This is a genomic window from Nostoc sp., from assembly GCF_036917815.1.
GTDB lineage: Bacteria > Cyanobacteriota > Cyanobacteriia > Cyanobacteriales > Nostocaceae > Nostoc.
Map to the genome: position 1 here is coordinate 35,285 of NZ_JBALEK010000051.1, position 19,106 is coordinate 54,390.

At 45.3% G+C, this 19,106-nt stretch carries 11 protein-coding genes; 3 read left to right on the forward strand and 8 right to left on the reverse strand.

Going from position 1 to position 19,106, the window contains the following annotated elements:
- The first annotated feature begins 382 nt into the window (after positions 1-382).
- Positions 383-703: an RNA recognition motif domain-containing protein gene (locus V7K97_RS15010; RefSeq protein ID WP_069073773.1), complete on the forward strand. Its 321-nt coding sequence runs from the start codon at positions 383-385 to the stop codon at positions 701-703.
- 120 nt (positions 704-823) lie between these two features.
- Positions 824-1,015, forward strand: a complete 192-nt coding sequence (rpsU, locus tag V7K97_RS15015; RefSeq protein WP_190730471.1) for a 30S ribosomal protein S21 — start codon at positions 824-826, stop codon at positions 1,013-1,015.
- Between the two features lie 677 nt (positions 1,016-1,692).
- Here the strand turns inward: rpsU and V7K97_RS15020 are convergent.
- From V7K97_RS15020 to V7K97_RS15035, 4 genes are all read right to left on the reverse strand, one after another.
- The gene (locus V7K97_RS15020) at positions 1,693-3,003 is read right to left on the reverse strand and encodes a hybrid sensor histidine kinase/response regulator (RefSeq protein ID WP_334801831.1); all 1,311 of its coding nucleotides are present in this window, start codon (positions 3,001-3,003) and stop codon (positions 1,693-1,695) included.
- Complete coding sequence (locus tag V7K97_RS15025) at positions 3,000-5,840, reverse strand: CHASE2 domain-containing protein (RefSeq protein WP_334801832.1); 2,841 nt, start codon at positions 5,838-5,840, stop codon at positions 3,000-3,002. Before V7K97_RS15025 ends, V7K97_RS15020 begins: the two co-directional genes overlap by 4 nt.
- An 83-nt stretch (positions 5,841-5,923) precedes the next feature.
- A complete protein-coding gene (locus V7K97_RS15030; protein WP_334801833.1) occupies positions 5,924-6,898 on the reverse strand; it encodes a DUF928 domain-containing protein in 975 nt (324 codons plus the stop codon).
- Positions 6,899-7,175: 277 nt separating this feature from the next.
- The gene (locus tag V7K97_RS15035) at positions 7,176-9,725 is read right to left on the reverse strand and encodes a CHAT domain-containing protein (protein ID WP_334801834.1); all 2,550 of its coding nucleotides are present in this window, start codon (positions 9,723-9,725) and stop codon (positions 7,176-7,178) included.
- A gap of 160 nt (positions 9,726-9,885) precedes the next feature.
- On the opposite strand from V7K97_RS15035, the gene V7K97_RS15040 reads away from it, so the two are divergent.
- Entirely contained in the window at positions 9,886-10,566 is a 681-nt protein-coding gene (locus V7K97_RS15040; protein ID WP_334801835.1) for a Uma2 family endonuclease, read from the forward strand.
- A gap of 5 nt (positions 10,567-10,571) precedes the next feature.
- Here V7K97_RS15040 and V7K97_RS15045 read toward each other — a convergent pair whose 3' ends face one another.
- The 4 genes from V7K97_RS15045 to V7K97_RS15060 form a co-directional block, all read right to left on the reverse strand.
- Positions 10,572-13,052 carry an S-layer family protein gene (locus tag V7K97_RS15045; protein WP_334801836.1) on the reverse strand — a complete coding sequence of 827 codons (2,481 nt, stop codon included), beginning with the start codon at positions 13,050-13,052 and terminating at the stop codon, positions 10,572-10,574.
- 66 nt (positions 13,053-13,118) lie between these two features.
- Positions 13,119-15,611, reverse strand: coding sequence for a two-partner secretion domain-containing protein (locus tag V7K97_RS15050; RefSeq protein WP_442936868.1), 2,493 nt, complete (start codon positions 15,609-15,611; stop codon positions 13,119-13,121).
- 66 nt (positions 15,612-15,677) lie between these two features.
- Positions 15,678-18,254, reverse strand: coding sequence for an S-layer family protein (locus V7K97_RS15055; protein ID WP_334801837.1), 2,577 nt, complete (start codon positions 18,252-18,254; stop codon positions 15,678-15,680).
- Positions 18,255-18,358: 104 nt separating this feature from the next.
- On the reverse strand, positions 18,359-18,976 hold the full coding sequence (locus V7K97_RS15060; protein ID WP_334801838.1) for a Uma2 family endonuclease: 618 nt from the start codon (positions 18,974-18,976) through the stop codon (positions 18,359-18,361).
- Between the last annotated feature and the right edge of the window lie 130 nt (positions 18,977-19,106).

The following is a 19,106-nucleotide window of genomic DNA, read 5'->3' on the forward strand; positions in this document are numbered from 1 at the left end:
TTTGAATTCTCCCCCAACGCTAGTAGGGAAGGGGGCTGGGGGGTTGGGTTTCGCGTTAGCTTTTCCAGATAACGTGAAAAGTCAAGCCCAATACTTCTCTTCTTAGGCTGCGCCAACGACAACGCTGGGTACAAGTGCCCCATGCCCACTTGCCCTGAGCGGAGCCGCTACGCGTAGCGTCTCGTAGAGAAGGGATGCCCAATCTTTATGTACTTCTAAGTTACGGTGGGTAAGAACTGAATGATGTGCTAAGGTAATCAAGTGAGAATAAAATTCGGTTACAGTGTTTGTTTTTAGTATTGACAGGCTTTTCCCTTTTGGTCTTAACAAGCTTGTCTCCGAAATCTAAATCTCTACACACCTATGATTTTGGAGATAATGCATGTCAATTTATGTAGGTAATCTATCCTACGAGGTCACACAAGAAGACCTCAATTCTGTTTTTGCCGAACACGGTACTGTAAAGCGAGTTCAGTTGCCTACTGACCGTGAAACAGGACGTCCACGCGGCTTTGCTTTTGTAGAGATGGGTACAGAAGCCGAAGAAACAGCTGCCATTGATGCTCTCGATGGTGCTGAGTGGATGGGACGTGACTTGAAAGTAAATAAGGCTAAACCGAAGGAAGATAGAGGCGGTTCCTTTGGTGGTGGGAACCGAGGCAACAGTGGTGGTGGCGGTGGATACAATAGAAATCGCTACTAAACTTTAAGATCCAAAATTAAGTTTTAACGTCTTAAGGGCAGAATCATTATCTGCCCTTTTTGCGCTCCGGTCTACTGGATGGCTTAAAATTGCCCAGTACCAATTAAGTAGGAGATGAAAATGACCCAAGTATTTGTGGGCGAAAATGAAGGAATTGAGTCAGCCTTACGTCGATTTAAGAGAGAAGTTTCCAAAGCAGGTATTTTTCCAGACATGAGAAAGCATCGTCACTTTGAAACGCCTTTGGAAAAACACAAGCGCAAAGAAGTGGCAAGGCACAAACAACGTAAGAGAAATTTTCGTCGTGATTGACAATTAGCGATACCTACGGTAGCTACCCTAACGCACTTTCTCATTAGATTCTTAGCTGTCGAATAGGCGATCGCTGTACTCCAAAAGAGAATCTAAAGAGTAGGTTCTAAGCTTCGGAAATCTTTCCTGCTGTAAGATATCTATCAAAATCATTCTGAATTTGTTTTAGGGACTTCCAAGAAATAAATTATCCAAATAAACGAACCACAGAGACACAGAGAACACACAGAGGGGAGAAATAGAGAGAGTTTTTGCGTCAGTTTTGGAACATTTTTTTATTTGGAAATCCCTTAGTTCCTGCTGTTCTGCATCGGTGAGAGGTTCCAGGGATAAGTAGTTAGAAAATGAGTCCCGTTACTTCTCTACGAGACGCTATGCGTAGCTTGCTTATCCAAAGTGATACGCTCAAAATTCAAACTTAATAATCCCCATAAATAAATTTAGTTGCTCTGTATCCTTTCGTTTTTCAGTCAAAACAGGGGTTCTTAAAATTTGATAAGTAATCAAACGAACATAATATACGACTAATATTTGATTTCTGAAAAAGCTCAGTACATACAACTCGGAAAGCCTAATTCCCTATTCCCTACTCCCTACTCCCCACTCCCCACTCCCTATTCCCTATTCCCTATTCCCTATTCCCTATTCCCTATTCCCTATTCCCTATGAATTAGTAATTATTTGCTGAACATCGGCAGAGTAATAATAAACTTTGTCCCATCACCAGGCATTGACAAGCAGTTGACTTGTCCATTGTGTTTATCAACAATAATTTGGTAGCTGATTGCTAATCCTAGCCCCGTTCCCTTACCCACGGACTTGGTTGTGAAAGATTGCTCAAAAATCCGAGCCTGCACCTCAGTAGGCATACCAGGGCCATTATCCTGGATGCAAATTGTGACGGTTTGTTGCTGAAGATCAACCGATGTAGTAATGGTGATGATGTTTGGGCAAGCAGCAATCTCTTGATCGGAGTGGTTTTGATGGAGTTCATCAAATGCATCAATGGCATTGGCGATGATATTCATGAACACCTGGTTGAGTTGTCCAGGATAGCAGATGATTGGAGGTAAATCATCGTATTGTGTTACAATCTGGATTTTAGGGCGATCGCCCTTACCTTGGAGTCGATGTTTCAATAGCATTAAGGTGCTATTGATTCCTTCATGAATCTGAAATTCCACCGGAGATGAAATATCTGCGCGAGCAAAAGTTCTCAGAGAGAGGCTGATATCTTTAAGACGGGTAATTCCCTGGTGCATTGATGCCAGCAGTTTCGGCAGATCCTCTGTCAGATATTCCAAGTCGATTTCTTCAACAAGCTCTTGAATTTCCGGATCTGGCTGCGGTAGCTTCTGCTGTTGTAAGCTCACCAAGCGAAGCAGATTATTTACATGCTCTTCAATATAGGATAAATTTCCGCTAACAAAACCAACTGGATTATTAATCTCATGACCAATACCCGCAACCAGCTGTCCAAGAGTGGACATTTTCTCACTCTGGATCATTTGTAGTTGGGTTTGTTGTAACTGGTGTAGAGATTGAGTTAATTCTGCGGTGCGCTCTTGGACACGTTCTTCTAATGTGCGGGTGAGATGGGAGATTTTGAGGTGTAATTTTAAACGGGCAATGACTTCTTCCTGCTGGAAGGGTTTGGTAATGTAGTCAACTGCACCTATTTCCAATCCCACCACCTTGTCTGTAGAATCGGAGAGGGCAGTCATGAAAATCACCGGAATATTCTGAGTGATGGGGTCGGTTTTCAGCCTGCGACAAGTTTCAAATCCATCAATACCTGCCATCATCACATCCAAGAGAATGAGATCGGGATGAGCATAAGCTGTTTGTTCGATCGCTGACTCTCCATCTGTTGCCATGAGAGCTTTCCAGCCACACCTCTGAATGGCTTCAGATAGCAACTTGAGATTGTTTGGATTGTCATCCACCAACAAAATACGTATGGGTTTCGAGAGGGGAACAGCGATCATGGATGTAACTCCGTTGTGACAAATGATTTGAGGAACTTACGGATTTTTCCGGTTTGGAAATTAGCAGTGAGTTTGGTTAACTCTGCCGCGAAGGGAGCTAGCTGACTGTTTTGCTCAATTAGCTCTCCTAATATTCCCTCGATCGCGGAAATATCCCCCATCATTGCCAGATGATAGAGTTGTTGCAAAACATCCTGGGATGGTAAAACCCATTCACTATCAGTTACCTGCTCACCTTTGGGAGGTGAAGATTGAGCATATATCCACTCTACTTTCAACAGCGATCGCAGTCTATTGATTAGTTCATCGATTTGGAGGGGTTTGGATAGGAATGCTGTTGCCCCTGCCTCTAAACTACGCTGGCGATTTTCCTCAAAGACGCTGGCACTAGAGACGATAATGGGAATAGAGCTGGTTTGCGGATTCTCTTGCAGATGAAACATTAGTTCAAAACCATCCATGTTGGGCATAGCTAAATCGAGCAGAATCACATCTGGATTGTGTTCAGTTGCCACCTGTAGCCCATGTTTGCCATCGTTAGCTTCCAGGGTTCGACAGCCAATTTGTTGCAACATACTGGTCAACATAGAACAGTGGTGGTGATCGTCATCGACAATGAGAATCTGAGGCGCATTACCCCGAATTCCGATAATTTTCTGGGGAGTTGGGGCAGTCGTTCTTACTTGCCAGTCATGATCCAGTGATACTGGTACTGTCAAATCCAGCCAAAACATACTTCCTTCCCCTGGTTGACTCTGCACCTGAATTTGACTGCCCATCAATGCGGCAATTCTTTGGCTAATGGCCAATCCCAAGCCAGTACCTTCAGATCGCTGCCCTGCTTCACCCACTTGCTCAAAGGGCAAAAAGATTTTCTTGAGTTGGTTTGGTAACATCCCAATACCCGTATCTTCAATTTGAAAACGAATCTTGGTCATTGGGGATTGGGGATTGGGGACCCCTTTGGGGATAAGGGGTAATGGGGATTGGGTATTCTCTTTGTCCCCCTTGTCCCTAGTCTCCAGTCCCCAGTCCCCAGCCCCCAGTACTTCTACCTTGAACGTTACACCACCACTATCTGTAAATTTGATGGCGTTGCCAAGCAAGTTAATCAACACTTGCCGTAGCCGTTTTTCATCGACTTCAATGGCAAGTGGTAGGCGATCGCTAATTAAGATATTAAATCCAATCCCTTTCTCTTGGGCCCGGATACCACAAATCTCAGTCACACCATGTAAGAAATTGGGCAGATGCACACTGGTTACAACCAAATCCAATTTCCTCGCTTCTATCTTCGAGAGATCGAGAATGTCATTGATCAGCATCAAAAGGTGCGATCCGCATTGGTAGATAATGCTGACTCCTTCTAGGTTTTTAGCTGTCATATTTGGCGATGCTTCTAGTACCTGGGCAAAACCAAGGATGCCATTGAGAGGTGTACGTAGTTCGTGGCTCATATTGGCGAGAAACTCGCTCTTGGCCTGATTGGCAGCATCGGCAGCTTGCTTTGCCTCAACCAATTCATGAGTTCGTTCTTCGACTTTTGTCTCCAGGGTTTTAGAATAATCTAATAGTTGACTGTTGGCAATTTCTAGTTGACGATTTGTTTCTTCTAACTTCTGCTGTTTATAGGCATTGGTTGTGGCAATCACACTACCGATAAATGCGGCTAAGTCCGGTGTTATCGGAATTAAAACACCATACAAAAACATCCCATAGCCACCCGCTATGATGGCTCCAGTGATGCCTACAGTTGCCCAAAGAATTTTGCCACCGGGAATCTGTCGTCTGGTACGCGCACTAGCTAACCACCAACTGCCCGTAGAACCGATGAGAGACCAAAAAACAATCCAGAGTGATAGAAAAGTTCCAGAAACGCCTTTTAATCCGGCTTTTCCCGTTTTTGCGCCTTGTACTAGTTGGTGAGCAATATTGGCATGAATAAGCACACCTGGAGTCGGTTTTTGAGCCGATATCCAGGAAGAGAAAGGTGTGCTGAAGAAATCATTGGTACTGGAGGCGACTGAGCCAATAAATACCATGCGATCGCGCATCAAATCTGCCGGAATTTTCCCTGCTAAGACATCGCGCATGGCAACTGTCCGAAATGCTGCTTCTGTTCCATACCAGTTGAGCAGAATTTGATAACCTCCTAAATCAGCATCGGTATAACCTGCTTCTTGATTTTGCAGTGGTAGGTAAATTTCTTTGCCCAAGCGGAACTTTTGCTGCTTGGGGTCGATGGTTTCTAAGCTAATTTTTTCAGCTTCGAGGTACTTCAGGGCTACAAGGGTTGCAAGTCCGGGTTTAAGGATGTTTTTCTCTTTGGCATCTTCAGCTGTCAGAAGCGCCCGACGCACAAAGCGATCGCCATCCAATACCAAATCAGCTAATCCTACCTGATCCTTTTTTTTCAATTCCGGTGGGGGATTGACGCGTTCACCGGTAATTTTCTCGACTCCGATCAAATTGGGAGTGTTGCGAAAGACTTGCACAAGTTGCTCATGTCCGCTTCCTTCGGGTAAATCTCGATAGAGATCCAATCCAATGGCGCGGGGCTGCTGCGATCGGATTTTTTCTAGTAATCGTGCCAGCGCCCAGTCTGGAATTGGCCATTTCTGCACCGATTGGATATCGCGCTCATCAATTGTCACAATCACAATCTGATCGGCGATCGCCTGTGAGGATCGCTGACGAACCCATTCGTCACGAATTTTCCATTCCGGTAAATTGAAAAGTCCCAACGATTGCCCAACCATAACCGTCAAGGCAACGCTGGGAGTAATCACTAAAACGCTGCGAGTGCGTTGGATAAAAGCCTGCAATCTGCGCCACATATTTGTGCTATACGGTTATCTCGGTCAACCTTGATGGAGCAACGCCCCACCAAAACCTGTTTAGGATTGACCTGACATTAACATTAGTTAATCGATGCTGTGATAATCTCCTTCAAACTCACTGAAGATAGAAGTTCTTCCCATTGTTGGCGGAGGGTTGCATTGTTAGGTTGGGCGGTGTATGTCGCTGCCAGTGTTGCCACACAGTCATACCAAACACCGTATTTACCCAAAGCAGTAGCCCGCTTCAGAGCATCTTGCTGCTGCATTGCTGTTGCCAACTCAGCACTGGGCTGGATACGCTGAACCCAACCATCGACGTAAGGCGTACTTGGGCTGAGTTGTCCATCTACTTTGACTGCTAGGAACCATTGATAGTTTTTGCCAATGGCTAAAGCGGGTGCATTGGCTGGTAATTTGATCGCGATTACCCCAGTTTTTCCCGCAACTGGAATAGTCATTTGATGTTGCATATTGCCAACTTCATCCTTGAGGCTGAACACGGCTTCTTGGGCATTGGAAGCCGGGAGATACACCAGAATTGTGGGACGTTCAGACACTGTTGTGCCATAGAAGTTTTGGGGCAAGAGGGCGATTAGCGCTGCTGGTTGTGTTGCACTTACAATCGATGGATTCAAATAGTAAGTACCTACGCGAGAAGCTCCTCCAGTTGCTTGTTGAGGTGTACCTTTGTCGGTGGCAGGTGTAAAGAGGTTGCCCCGTGAAGCTCCTCCAGTTGCTTGTTTGGGCGCACCTTTCCCGGCGGCAGGTGTAAAGAGGTTGCCCCGTGAAGCTCCTCCAGTTGCTTGTTTGGGCGCACCTTTCCCGGCGGCAGGTGTAAAGAGGTTGCCCCGTGAAGCTCCTCCCGTTGCTTGTCTGGGCGCACCTTTCCCGGCGGCAGGTGTAAACATACTACCTCGTGAAGCCCCTCCCGTTGCTTGACTAGGAGAGCCATTGTTAGGGGGCGGGGTAAATGTAACAGCATGGGCACTAGTCCATGCACTGCTAGCGCTCAGAGTGATGACGCTCAATATATTAGCTAAATATCGACGTTTCATGATGTTCTACCTCATCTAATTGAAATGTGATAAAAAATACCTTCCATTCGACTATGGACAAAAGCTCAGAGAATAAGTCCAAGCAACTGTCAACAGATTTTAAATTTTCGATTGGTGTTACCCACAAGGGGGTTACATACCGGAATATTAGTCCGGCATGAACGAAATCTAAAATTGGCATAGTCAAATTAGGGAACTTCTAGTATAGGGGAAATCTGGTGAAAATGCTGTAAAAATTACATGACACATTTATGCGAAAATACGTGTGATTACTGATTTAAATCCAGTTGCCAATCAAAACAAAGCCAGACCAAAAGAATGGATCGTGGAAATCAGTTTGGCGAATGAGGTTAATTTGTGCTTGTCTGAGTGCTTCGGCTTTAGTGATTTTGGGCTGTCGCAGTTGGTCATAGAAGCGAGTCATGAGCATCGCGGCTGCCTGATCTTTGACAGGCCAGAGGGTAGCAATAGTTGAGCGAGCGCCGGATTTTACAGCCAAGCCCGCCAGTCCCAAGACGGCGCGATCGTCTCCTGCGGCTGTATCGCACGCACTTAGTACTAACAACTCGATCGCTTTCGATGGATCGTTACCCCGATTTTTCAGGAGTTCAGATAACTCCTTAACGTTGACTTGTCCATCCCAAGTGAGTAAGAAGGTATCTTCGAGGCGAGAACTAAATTGTCCGTGGGTTGCTAGGTGGACAATACCTGCGCTACTAGATTTCACCCGTTCAGCCAGGGCTTGACTAGTAAATTCCTGGTTCAGCAACATCGAGGAGGATATGGTTTTGGAGATTTGTTTCACTTCTGATTCCACGGCGGGCAAAGCAGCAAAGCCAGCACGAGCTTTGCTAATGCCACCGACGATCGCACTGAGATGATTTTGATGATGCGATCGCGTCGCCATCAGTTGCAATCCTGGTGAGAGCGCCACTGCATACTTCTCAATCAGATATTGCTTACCGTCAAAAAGAGCTGCTATGGGAATGTTCCGCAATCGACCATCCAAAACAAACACCAATGTCTTAGTATCAATGAATGCTTGCTCTGTTTCGGCTGGACGAATCAACCAATCATAAATCTGTTGGGAAAATCGATCCCGATCTTTGGAATCCGAGACAGGATTGAGAGCAACCAAAAAGTTGTCTAAGGTCTGTTCAATTTCAGCTTGAGATTTGTGAGTGACATAGGAACGCAGTGGTTGCCCTGCTTTGGAGACGATGACTGTAAAACGATCTGGTAGGATGATGGGATAAAGGATGGTTGCAGTGGGATCAACTTGATCAATTTGTTGAGTTCTATCTAAACAGGCTTCCCGAAAAAAGTTATCGAGTTCGGCAATTTGCAGTGCCTCAATCAATTCACGAGCTTGCATTAATGCGGCTTGACTCGGTTGATTATCTAGAAGTAAACCAACCAGTTCGCGGTAAACAGGCTCAACACTGCTGCGAAAAGAGAATTGGACATCAGGGTTGATGGCCACCAAATCCCCCCGCAGTGCTTTTAAGGCATTGACGGCTTCTGTATAGGCAGTAATTGCTTTTAAGCGATCGCCTTGTTGCTTATACAACTGTCCCATCTCCCAGGCAGATTGAGCAATGATATCGTTAGCTTGGAGTTGACGGGCAATGTCAAGGGATTTCTGAGTTAACTCCTGTGCTTCAGATAACTGCTTTGTACGACGATAGAGTTTTCCCCACTCATGCAGTGCATGAGCTTGAGCTTGAGTATCTTGGATTTGCTGTGCAGATTCGACTGTGGCTGCCATCAGTTGCGCCAAATCTTTGAGCGGTAGAATTTGGTTAGAATTTGACTGGTGATTGAGGGTGGCAACAAAATTGATCGCTGCGAAGAGGGAGGTGTGACTGGGGGGCATTTCCCTAAGTTGTTGGAGTAGTTGCGGTGCAAGTGGGGTAGCCAACTCAGCTTTGTCGTAATGGAGAAAAAGTTTGAACTGAGCTAAACGCGCTTGCAACTCATCGCTTGGGTTGCTGGCTACGAGTTGAGCTTGTTCAAAGTAATTCAATCCTGCTTCAGGATCTTGCAAGTCAACGGCAGTTTGTCCCAGACTAATCAGGATAGAACTTAATTGGGGTTTGGCTCCAATTTTCTGAGCGATCGCTAAACTTTGTTCTAAAATCTGTTGACTTTTGCCAGAGTCACCAATTATTTGCAAGGCTAAACCAAGCGATCGCAATCCACTAACTTTGATTTCATTATCCGCCATCCCTTGAAGTTTTTGAGTCAGCGCTTCCAACTGTTGTTTAGAACGGCGGTAAAATCCTAAACTTTGTAAAGCTTGTGCTTGGTTGATCTGACTACCCAAGCTGCCCATTTTATCACCTGCTTGTTCATAAAACTTTTGGGCTTGTTGCCAACTTTCCAGAGCGGTTTCAGCTTTGCCAGTGTGCAATTGCAAATTTGCCTGGGTATTGAGTACCTGTGCCCAAATAATTGCATCAGCAGAGGGCTTAACTATTTGCAATAGTTTCAGACTTTGCTCAATAGACTGTTGGGCTACTTGCCATTGGTTAAGTTCCTGTTGTGCTAGTGAAAGGTAACTTAAACTCAAGGCTTCGTTCAGGCGATCGCCTTGGGTATGATACTGTTGTGTTGCGGTTTGCCAAACCGTCACTGCTTCGGTAAAACGCCCCAATTGGTAGAGGTTTCGTCCTTGTTCTAGCCAATTGGTGGATTGGGAAGAAGAGAAAGCTGGGGTTGTTACTGGTGGAGATGCTTTTACAGGTGTAATGAGAAATGCTAAACATAAAGTGAAAATACTGAGGCTGACATATAGCCAATGAGTTTGTTTAATTCCGAAAAACATAAATAATTACTTATTATTGAGCAGTTTATTTCAAGATTAGTCACGGCAAAAGTGTTTAGGAAATGACTATATATATGTATAATGCCCAACTTATAATGGCAGCTATCAGTTGATGAGCGATCGCATAGAATTAAAATACTGTGTCATTCCGGGTTAACCTATGACCACCTTCAATCGCCGCGATGCAGATTTATATTTTCCCGACAGCGACGGCAAGCCAATGGCAGACAATACCGAACAGTTTCGTTGGATTGTTCTAATTAAGGAGAATCTGGAAATTCTGTTTGCTGATGAACCGAATGTGTTTGTGGCGGGAGATTTGCTCTGGTTCCCGGTGAAATCGCGCTTAATCTCACCAGTTGCACCAGATACAATGGTGGTGTTTGGTAGACCAAAGGGACGGCGGGGATCTTATAAACAGTGGCAGGAAGACAATATTGCCCCACAAGTGGTATACGAAATTCTCTCACCTAGCAACAATGCAGAGGAGATGGAACGCAAGCTAGAGTTTTACCAAACATACAGGGTGGAAGAATACTATCAGTATGACCCAGACCGCTACGAACTCAAAGGTTGGTGCCGGGAAGGTGAACAATTGCTACCAATTGCTCAGATGGATGGGTGGACGAGTCCTCGGTTGGGGATTCGATTCGCAGTGGGCAACCATGAACTAGTGATTTACCGTCCAGATGGGCGGAAATTTTTGAGTCCGGTGGAGTTGGAGCAACGGGCAGAACAGGAACATCAACGGGCAGAACAGGCAGAGCAACAATTGCAAGATATGCAAGCGCTGCTTCAGCAGTATCGCGATCGCTTTGGGGAATTAGACCATCAACTCTAGAAAAATTAACTTTTGGTCACAGCCGCACAGGTTAATGGTTGCTGCACCTGAGCGGAAGATTTATCTGCAACTAACTCGATTTTGCCTTGGGCGTTGCGATGCCAAGATGTAGCTTGAATAAGAGTTTCTGAGGAGGTCGGTATTTGGGCAGTTACTTCGCCAGTTTTGCGGTATGCTGAGAGATCGCGGGTATCTGACCAAGTGCGTAGGCGTAGCCCGTCGTAGACATCGCTGCCAATTTGCTGCGTGGGATTTTGCGGTATTCCACCCCGACCCGTTGCTACAAAGCGGCTGCCTTCACTGTTGGCGCAACCTGTAGCTATTTGCTGCGATGGATCGGTGACATTCTCTGGTAATTCTACTAAACCGGAATTTGGATCGATACCAATGTTATTAATATCAACTGTACCGTTAACGCCAAATTGCGAACTGGCAGTGATGTCACTCTCAGGTGTGAGGTGAGCGCGGTACTTCAGCCCAAATAAGCCTTGGGTGGTGATGTTAATGTTACCGCCCTGACCTTGGACTGCATTGGCAATAATGTCACTGTTTTCTAAACCCAGAATAATAGGTGAATTGATCACAATGTTGCCACCGTCACCCGTCCCCCCTGCGGTTGCAGTAATGTTGCTACCATGACGCATAACTAAAGTATTAGCATTCAGATCAATATTGCCCCCCTGACCAGATTTAGTCGCTGCTGTGATGCTACCAGCATTATCGAGGAAAATTGCATCCGCCCTGATGTGAAGGTTTCCAGCATTGCCAATCCCTTGATGTTCAACTCCAATGCTTCCTTGATTTGTGACTGTCAGATGTGAGGTGTTAATTAGTAGTTCACCCGTTGATCCTGTGGGAAAAGGCGGTAAGCCAATGAGCTTCCGCAAGGTTGTTGGGAATATTTGTGCATTAGCAACAATCCGACTGGGAAGAAGAGATGTAGCACCGACACCACTCACTTCAATTGAGTCAGAAACATTGACCACTAAATTGCCTGCATTGCCACTTGCACCAGTGGATATATTCACTGCTGCACCATCCAGCACACTCAAGTTAGGGGTAGTGACAGTCAATTGACCCCCATTTCCTTGGTTAAAAACCTGCACCCCTATCTTACTGGTAGTGAGATTAACAGGGTTTTCTCCGATCAATTCAATGGAGTCAGAGGCGTTAACAGTGCTATTGCCAGTCCCTCCTGTGCTACGGCTGGTATTCATTATCCCAGCGCCGTTTTGAATTATCAATTTCCCCGTTGAAACTTGAATATTACCTCCGGGTCCAGAACCAAAATTGGTTGTAGTTATCGCACTCGTAGCAGTAGGATTATTCGGCGCAACACCATTCATTTCTATCGAATTCACTGCATTTACAGATATATTTCCCCCACTACCTGCACCAAAGTTACGCGCCAGAAATCCCCCATCCAATAGCATTATTTGTGGCGCAGATACTACGATATTACCTCCTATAGCAGTATTGATATTTTCGGTACGTAAATAGTTCTGGGAGGTACCCATGCTAGTCTCTCCCTGCATCTCCAACAATCTACTGGCATCAACAACAATATTGCCGCTCTGTTGATTTCCCTGATTTACCAATAAAACACCAGAACTCCCTGTAATGTTAATATCTCGACCCTGTAAGTGGATGGAACCAGCAGGAGTACCACTGATATTGGCAAGGGATTTGTGAGAAAACAGTATATCCCTAAATTGCTGGATATTGGCATAGTCAAACTTCCAGGTAGCGGTATTGAGATTGACTATTCCGGCGCTAGCACTGCCTAGTTCCATGTGTCCAGAGGCAGCATTCAATACACCACCGTCTAAGGTAATGGTTCCTCCCAGCAATGCTAGGTTATTGCCAGAGGTAACTCTTAATCCAGTGGGAGTATTCTTCAATCCTGCACTCCCATTTGCATTGTTAATCAAAGTAGCTCCGGTGTTTTGCACGGTAATTGAACCTGGATTTTGGCCCATCTGTAAGCCAATTGGCACACTTATGGTCAATAACGGTATAGCACCGGGATTAGTCGCACTAAATTCCGTCCCATCGGCAAACTTAATACTATTTGCTGTCGTTGCCAAAAATGACCCGCCAATATTCAGACTGGCATTGGGACCAAATACAATTCCGCTGGGATTGAGCAGAAATAAACTAACGGGGTTGTTGTTGCTACTATTAAGAGTTTGAATCAAGCCATTAATATTGGAAATACTACCTCCGGTGACTCGACTGAAAATCGTGGAGATGTTCGGGGTGTTAATTAAATTGAAGGTGGCTGAACCACCTGTAGGGACAGAGAAATTAGTGAAGCTGTGAAATAAATTATTACCTTTATTAACTCCGTTAAGAATTGTGAAATTATTACCACTTTGGTTGACAGTGGTGTTGCTAGTGCCATCGGATGTCACCTGAGCGATCGCCCTTAGCATCATTCCTGGAGTTAATAACCCACTTATTAATATAAAGAGTACGACTCTCATCACTAAAAACTTCCTTACCCGGATTTAAAGTTAGAGTTCCCATTCAGGGCATGATTAATAACATCATTAACTTTTGGTCACAGCAGCACAGGTTAATGGTTGCTGCACCTGAGTAGGAGATTTATCTGCAACTAACTCGATTTTGCCTTGGGCGTTGCGATGCCAAGATGTAGCTTGAATCAGAGTTTCTGGAGCGGTGGGTATTTGTGCTTGTAAAGCTTGTGTTTTGCGGTATGCTGAGAGATCGCGGATATCTGACCAAGTGCGTAGGCGTAGCCCGTCGTAGACATCGCTCCCAATTTGCTGTGTGGGATTTTGCGGTATCCCACCCCGTCCCGTTGCTACAAAGCGGCTGCCTTCACTGTTGGCGCAACCTGTAGCTATTTGCTGCGATGGATCGGTGACATTCTCTGGTAATTCTACTAAACCGGAATTTGGATCGATACCAATGTTATTAATATCAACTGTACCGTTAACGCCAAATTGGGAACTGGCGGTGATGTCACTATCAGGTGTGAGTTGAGCGCGGTATTTGAGTCCGAATAAGCCTTGGGTGGTGATGTTGATGTTACCGCCATTGCCATTAAAAGCATTGGCAATAATGTCACTGTTTTCTAAGCCGACGATGATCGGTGCATTTATGTTTATATTACCTCCATTACCATTACCGCCTGCTGTTGCTGCGATCGTGCTATTGTCACGCAGCAGCAACAACTTCCCAACTTGTAAGTTAATATTACCTCCATTACCTGATTCTGTTTGTGCCTGGATACTTCCTTGACCTTCTAATCGGATGGTATTGGCTGTGATCTTGAGACTGCCACCATTGCCGCTACCTTGACTCGTGACACTGACTGTCCCGCCATCTCTCAACGTTAGGTTCGGCGTTGTGATGCTGATCGTACCGGCATCGGCTGTCAGTATATTAGGCAAACTAAGTAGCTTCTGGAATGTTGGGTTTATGTGCATGGTAGACGAGTCGATGGCGCTATTTCTTAACTGAGTGCCACCACTAATTTGGATGGATTCTGTAGCATTTACACTAATATCTCCTCCATGACCGACAAAAAACGAGCCTGTGGTAATTGTTCCCCCATCTAGCAGTTGTAACCTGGCAGTATCTAGTGTTATGGTTTTGGCATTTCCTCTACTGAAGGCATTTGAGCTAATTACAGTGGGGCTAGGTCGGGAGCTACTTCCCCTGATGATGGTATCAATGTTGTGAATGATAACTTCACCACTGTCACCAACACCCAGCGACGCTGAAAACAATGCTCCACTATTAGATATTAGTAAACTATCGCCATTGACGAAGATATTACCTGCGCTCCCGGAACCGAATGTACCAGTGTTAATAACGCTGGCATTTAAAGTGGTCAGCGAGAAGCCAGATATCTCTAGCGCTGAGGCATCGATCTGAATATTGCCACTGGCAGATACTCCATAGGTTATGCTACTTAATGCCGCTCCCTGCTGGAGGCTGAATCGGGGAGTAATGACGCTGATGTTACCACCAGTTCCAATCCCCAAGGTTTCACTCCGAACTCCGCTGGTTGTACCAGTCAGATCGATTCCTGCCGATGCCTGAAGATGCAGGTTGCCACCAGGGAGATTACCGAAATTTTGTGCCAGCACCAGCGAGCTATCGGTAAATTGGATCTCTTTACCCTGAATTTCAACTGAACCTGCATTCATCCCACTCACATCCAGCAGCGATCGCCCAGTGAGTTGAACGTCACTAAAGCTTTGCCCATTAGCATACCCAAGCGTATAACCCTGAGCATCTGGTATCAAGTTAACTAGCCCTATGCCACTCACACTGCCCAATTCAATTTGCCCTTGTTCGGCAGTCAGGGTTGCCCCATTCAGATTTAGATTACCACCCACCAACGCCAGAGTTTTTCCAGGCTGTACTCGCAGTTCTGTCGGACTAGGAGTGCGAGTGATGGAAGCTAGATTATTGGTTAAGCCTAAGGTTAAGGCATGTCCTGTGCCTTGAACGTTGATCGGTGCGGGATTGCTACCCATTTGCAAACCAATGGGAACATTGATGCTCAACAGTGGGGTAGTTTGGGAATTAATTGCGCTAAACTCAATCCCATCGGCAAATTTAATACTGTTGGCAGTTGTACCAATAAACGAACCCCCGATGTTTAGTTGGGCATTGGCTCCAAAAATTATCCCACTAGGGTTGATCAAAAATAGACTAACGGGGTTGTTGCTGTTAATCGTTTGAATTAAGCCATCAATATTGGAAACACTGCCCCCTGTAACTCGACTGAAAATTGTGGAGATGTTCGGGGTGTTAATTAAATCGAATCTAGCTGAACCACCCGTAGGTACAGAAAAATTACTGAAGCTGTGAAATAAATTATTACCTTTATTTATACCGTTAAGAATTGTGAAATTATTAGCATTTTGGTTGACAATAGTGTTGGTAGTACCATCGGATGTCACCTGTGCGTTGGCGGAGCCACTCCAAAGGAGTATCGCCATTAGCATCATCCCTGGAGTTAATAACCCACTTATTAATATAAATAGAAAGGGTACGACTCTCATCACTAAAAACTTCCTTACCCGGATTTAAAGTTAGAATTCCCATTCAGGGCATGATTAATAACATCATTAACTTTTGGTCACAGCAGCACAAGTTAATCGTTGCTGCACCTGAGCGGAAGATTTATCTGCAACTAACTCGATTTTTCCTTGGGCGTTGCGATGCCAAGATGTAGCTTGAATCAGAGTTTCTGGGGCGGTGGGTATTTGTGCTTGTAAAGCTTGTGTTTTGCGGTATGCTGAGATATCGCGGATATCTGACCAAGTGCGTAGGCGTAGCCCGTCGTAGACATCGCTCCCAATTTGCTGTGTGGGATTTTGCGGTATTCCACCCCGTCCCGTTGCGACAAAGCGGCTGCCTTCACTGTTGGCGCAACCTGTAGCTATTTGCTGCGATGGGTCGGTGACATTCTCTGGTAATTCTACTAAACCGGAATTTGGATCGATACCAATGTTATTAATATCAACTGTACCGTTAATGCCAAATTGGGAACTGGCGGTGATGTCACTCTCAGGTGTGAGTTGAGCGCGGTACTTCAGCCCAAATAAACCTTGAGTGCTAATGTTAATGTTACCGCCCTGACCTTGGACTGCATTGGCAATGATGTCGCTGTTTTCTAATCCAACAATCACCGGTGCGTTAATTGACAAATTACCACCATTACCGGTGCCCGCAGCAGTGGCGGAAATCAGGCTATTGTGACGCATCAGCAGATCCTCTTGTAAGTTTAATCTGACATTACCTCCGTTTCCAGAGGCGGTTGATGCGGTGATAGCGCCTTGGTTGTCAAGGAAAATAGAGTTGGCGTTAAGGAGCAAATCTCCGGCGTTGCCTGGACCATCATTTTTGACGCTGATATATGCCCCATCTGTGATGCGTAATGACGGTGTGTTAATGGTTAGGGAACCAGCGTTCCCGCTGGGAATGGCAGGCAGTCCAAAGGCAGCTTGAGTGACTGGATCGAGAATTTCGGCGGTTGAAGTGATGCTGCTAGGGATGATCGAAGCGGCACTTCTACCCTCGATATCTACGGACTTTGAAGCATTAATAGTCACGCTACCGGCTGAACCCGTGGCAAGGGTGCTAGACCCTAGCAATCCACCATCTCGAATCACTAATCTGGACGTATTGACAAACAGGTTATTGGCATTTCCAGAGCTGACACTCGTTGAAGTCAAGTTACTCGGTGACAATGTAATGGAGTTGTTGCCAGCGATTTCGATTAAGTCTTCTGCATTAATTCGTAAGGTTCCAGCCTGTCCAGAGCCTATGGTTACAGAGTAAAAACCACCACTATCATCAAGCATCAGGTTATCGGTTGAGACCGTAAGGTTGCCTGCGTCGCCGGAGTTAAATGTGAGTGTTGCAATCGAGGACTCACTGGTTGGGTTGGCGGGGGCAAAGCCATCGACATCGATTAACCCTGCGACATTGACTGTTATATTGCCACCAGGTGCTTGAGTAAACGTCCGATTACTGATTTCTCCACCATTTTGGAGGGATAGCTGCGCGGCGGAGATGGTAATATCGCCCGTCTGACCCATTCCTAAGTTCTCGATTTCGATCAGGCTCCCCAGTTTTCCATCGGGTGTATTCCCCGTGAGGTTAAGGGACTGGGTGGCATTGACTGTAATCCCCCCGGACGGTTGTGTACCAAGATTTTGGAGCAAGGCAACGGAACCCTCGGTGAAGCTGATATTCCGTCCTTGTAATTGAATCGAGCCGTTGCTGCCGGAAGCATCTAGCAGCGATTGCTGGGCGAGATGGATATCGTTGAATTGCTGCACCCCTGAGTAATCCCCGACCCAGCCCTGCTCTGTGGGATTGAGTCTGACTTGCCCATTGCTGACACTGCCTATTTCCAGATGCCCGCCACCAGCAACGGCTGCAATGCCACCGATGAAGTTAACCTCACCACCGATTAGTGCTAGTGTATTACCTGCCCCAACTTGTAAACCGATGGGATTATTGCTGCGATCTGTGGGGGTAAAAATTCCGCCGATCAGTTGATGTCCGCTCCCTTGCACGGTAATCCCCCCTGGATTTTGCCCCAACTGTAAGCCAATGGGGACACTGATTGTCAACAACGGTGTCGCAGTCGGATTCACTGCACTAAATTCCGTCCCATCACTAAACTTAATACTATTCGCCGTTGTCCCTACAAAGGAGCCGCCAATATTCAAGCGGGCATTTGCCCCAAACACAATCCCCGCAGGATTCATTAAAAACAAACTTACCGGGTTACTACTATTAAGCGTGCTAATTAACCCATCAATATTAGAAGCATTTCCACCTGTAACCCGGCTAAATATGGTTGTAATATTTGGTGTGTTCATTAAATTGAAGGTGGCTGAACCACCTGTAGGCACAGAGAAATTACTGAAGCTGTGAAATAAATTATTACCTTTATTTATACCGTTAAGAATATTAAAATTATTCCCACTTTGGTTGACAATGGTGTTGGTAGTACCATCAGATGTCACCTGAGCGTTGGCGGAGCCACTCCAAGGGAGTATCGCCGATCGCATCATTCCTGGATTTAATAACCCACTTATTAATATAAATATCAAAGCGTCAAGCCGGAAGCTTATCCCTTTGCACATCGTTCTCATACCAGAAATCCCATTAAATTCTGGTATTAGCATTCCCGAAATCGTCGTCTAGCTAACACCCATTTCCTGGAATCAAAACAATTAGCAATTATCAGCATATTATCGGGATTTCCTTGGAATGGAGATCAAAAAATGCTCTATAAAGCACCATTAAAAATCTGATTTGCAGTCAGTTTCAACTCAGGAAAAGTGGGCGATATGATACGTTCTGAATTCCTAAATTGGGCAACTTGATATTCTTCATCAACTAGATGATAGATAGAAATAGTTGATTGTTTAGGATTACCAATAAATTTTCTTGCCCCCAACGCTGCATAATCAACGATCCAATATTCGGGAATTTTCATCACTTCGTAATTTCCTAATTTGGTGTAATAATCATCTTCCCAATTTGTGCTTACAACCTCAATAACTAAAGGAATGGATTCACTTTGAGTCACGGTAGATTCTTTCTCCCAAAATTCCTCGTTTTGGAGATTATCATCGTTGATTAGAACCACATCTGGCGAGTAACCCGAAGATTTTTTCGGTGGTTTTACTAATGCAGTTTTGGGGATAAAATATGGCAATTTTAATCGCTTGTATTCAACGGGAATTTCCCCTGCTAAAAATCCCGTAACTTTTTCATGTTTTCCATTCGGCTGAGACATTTCCACAATTATCCCATCGTGTAATTCATACCGTTTTCCGGTGTTTTCCGGCAGCCATTCAATAAATTCTTCAAAAGTAAATAGTTTGGGTAAAGCTTGAGCCATATCAAAACCTCCGCTTATTTTGACTTTACCATTTCCCTGACTTTTCACGTTATGTGGAAAAGCTAACGATTGACCTAACCCCCTAACCCCCTTCCCTACGTTCGCGTAGCGGCACGAAGTGCGGGAAGGA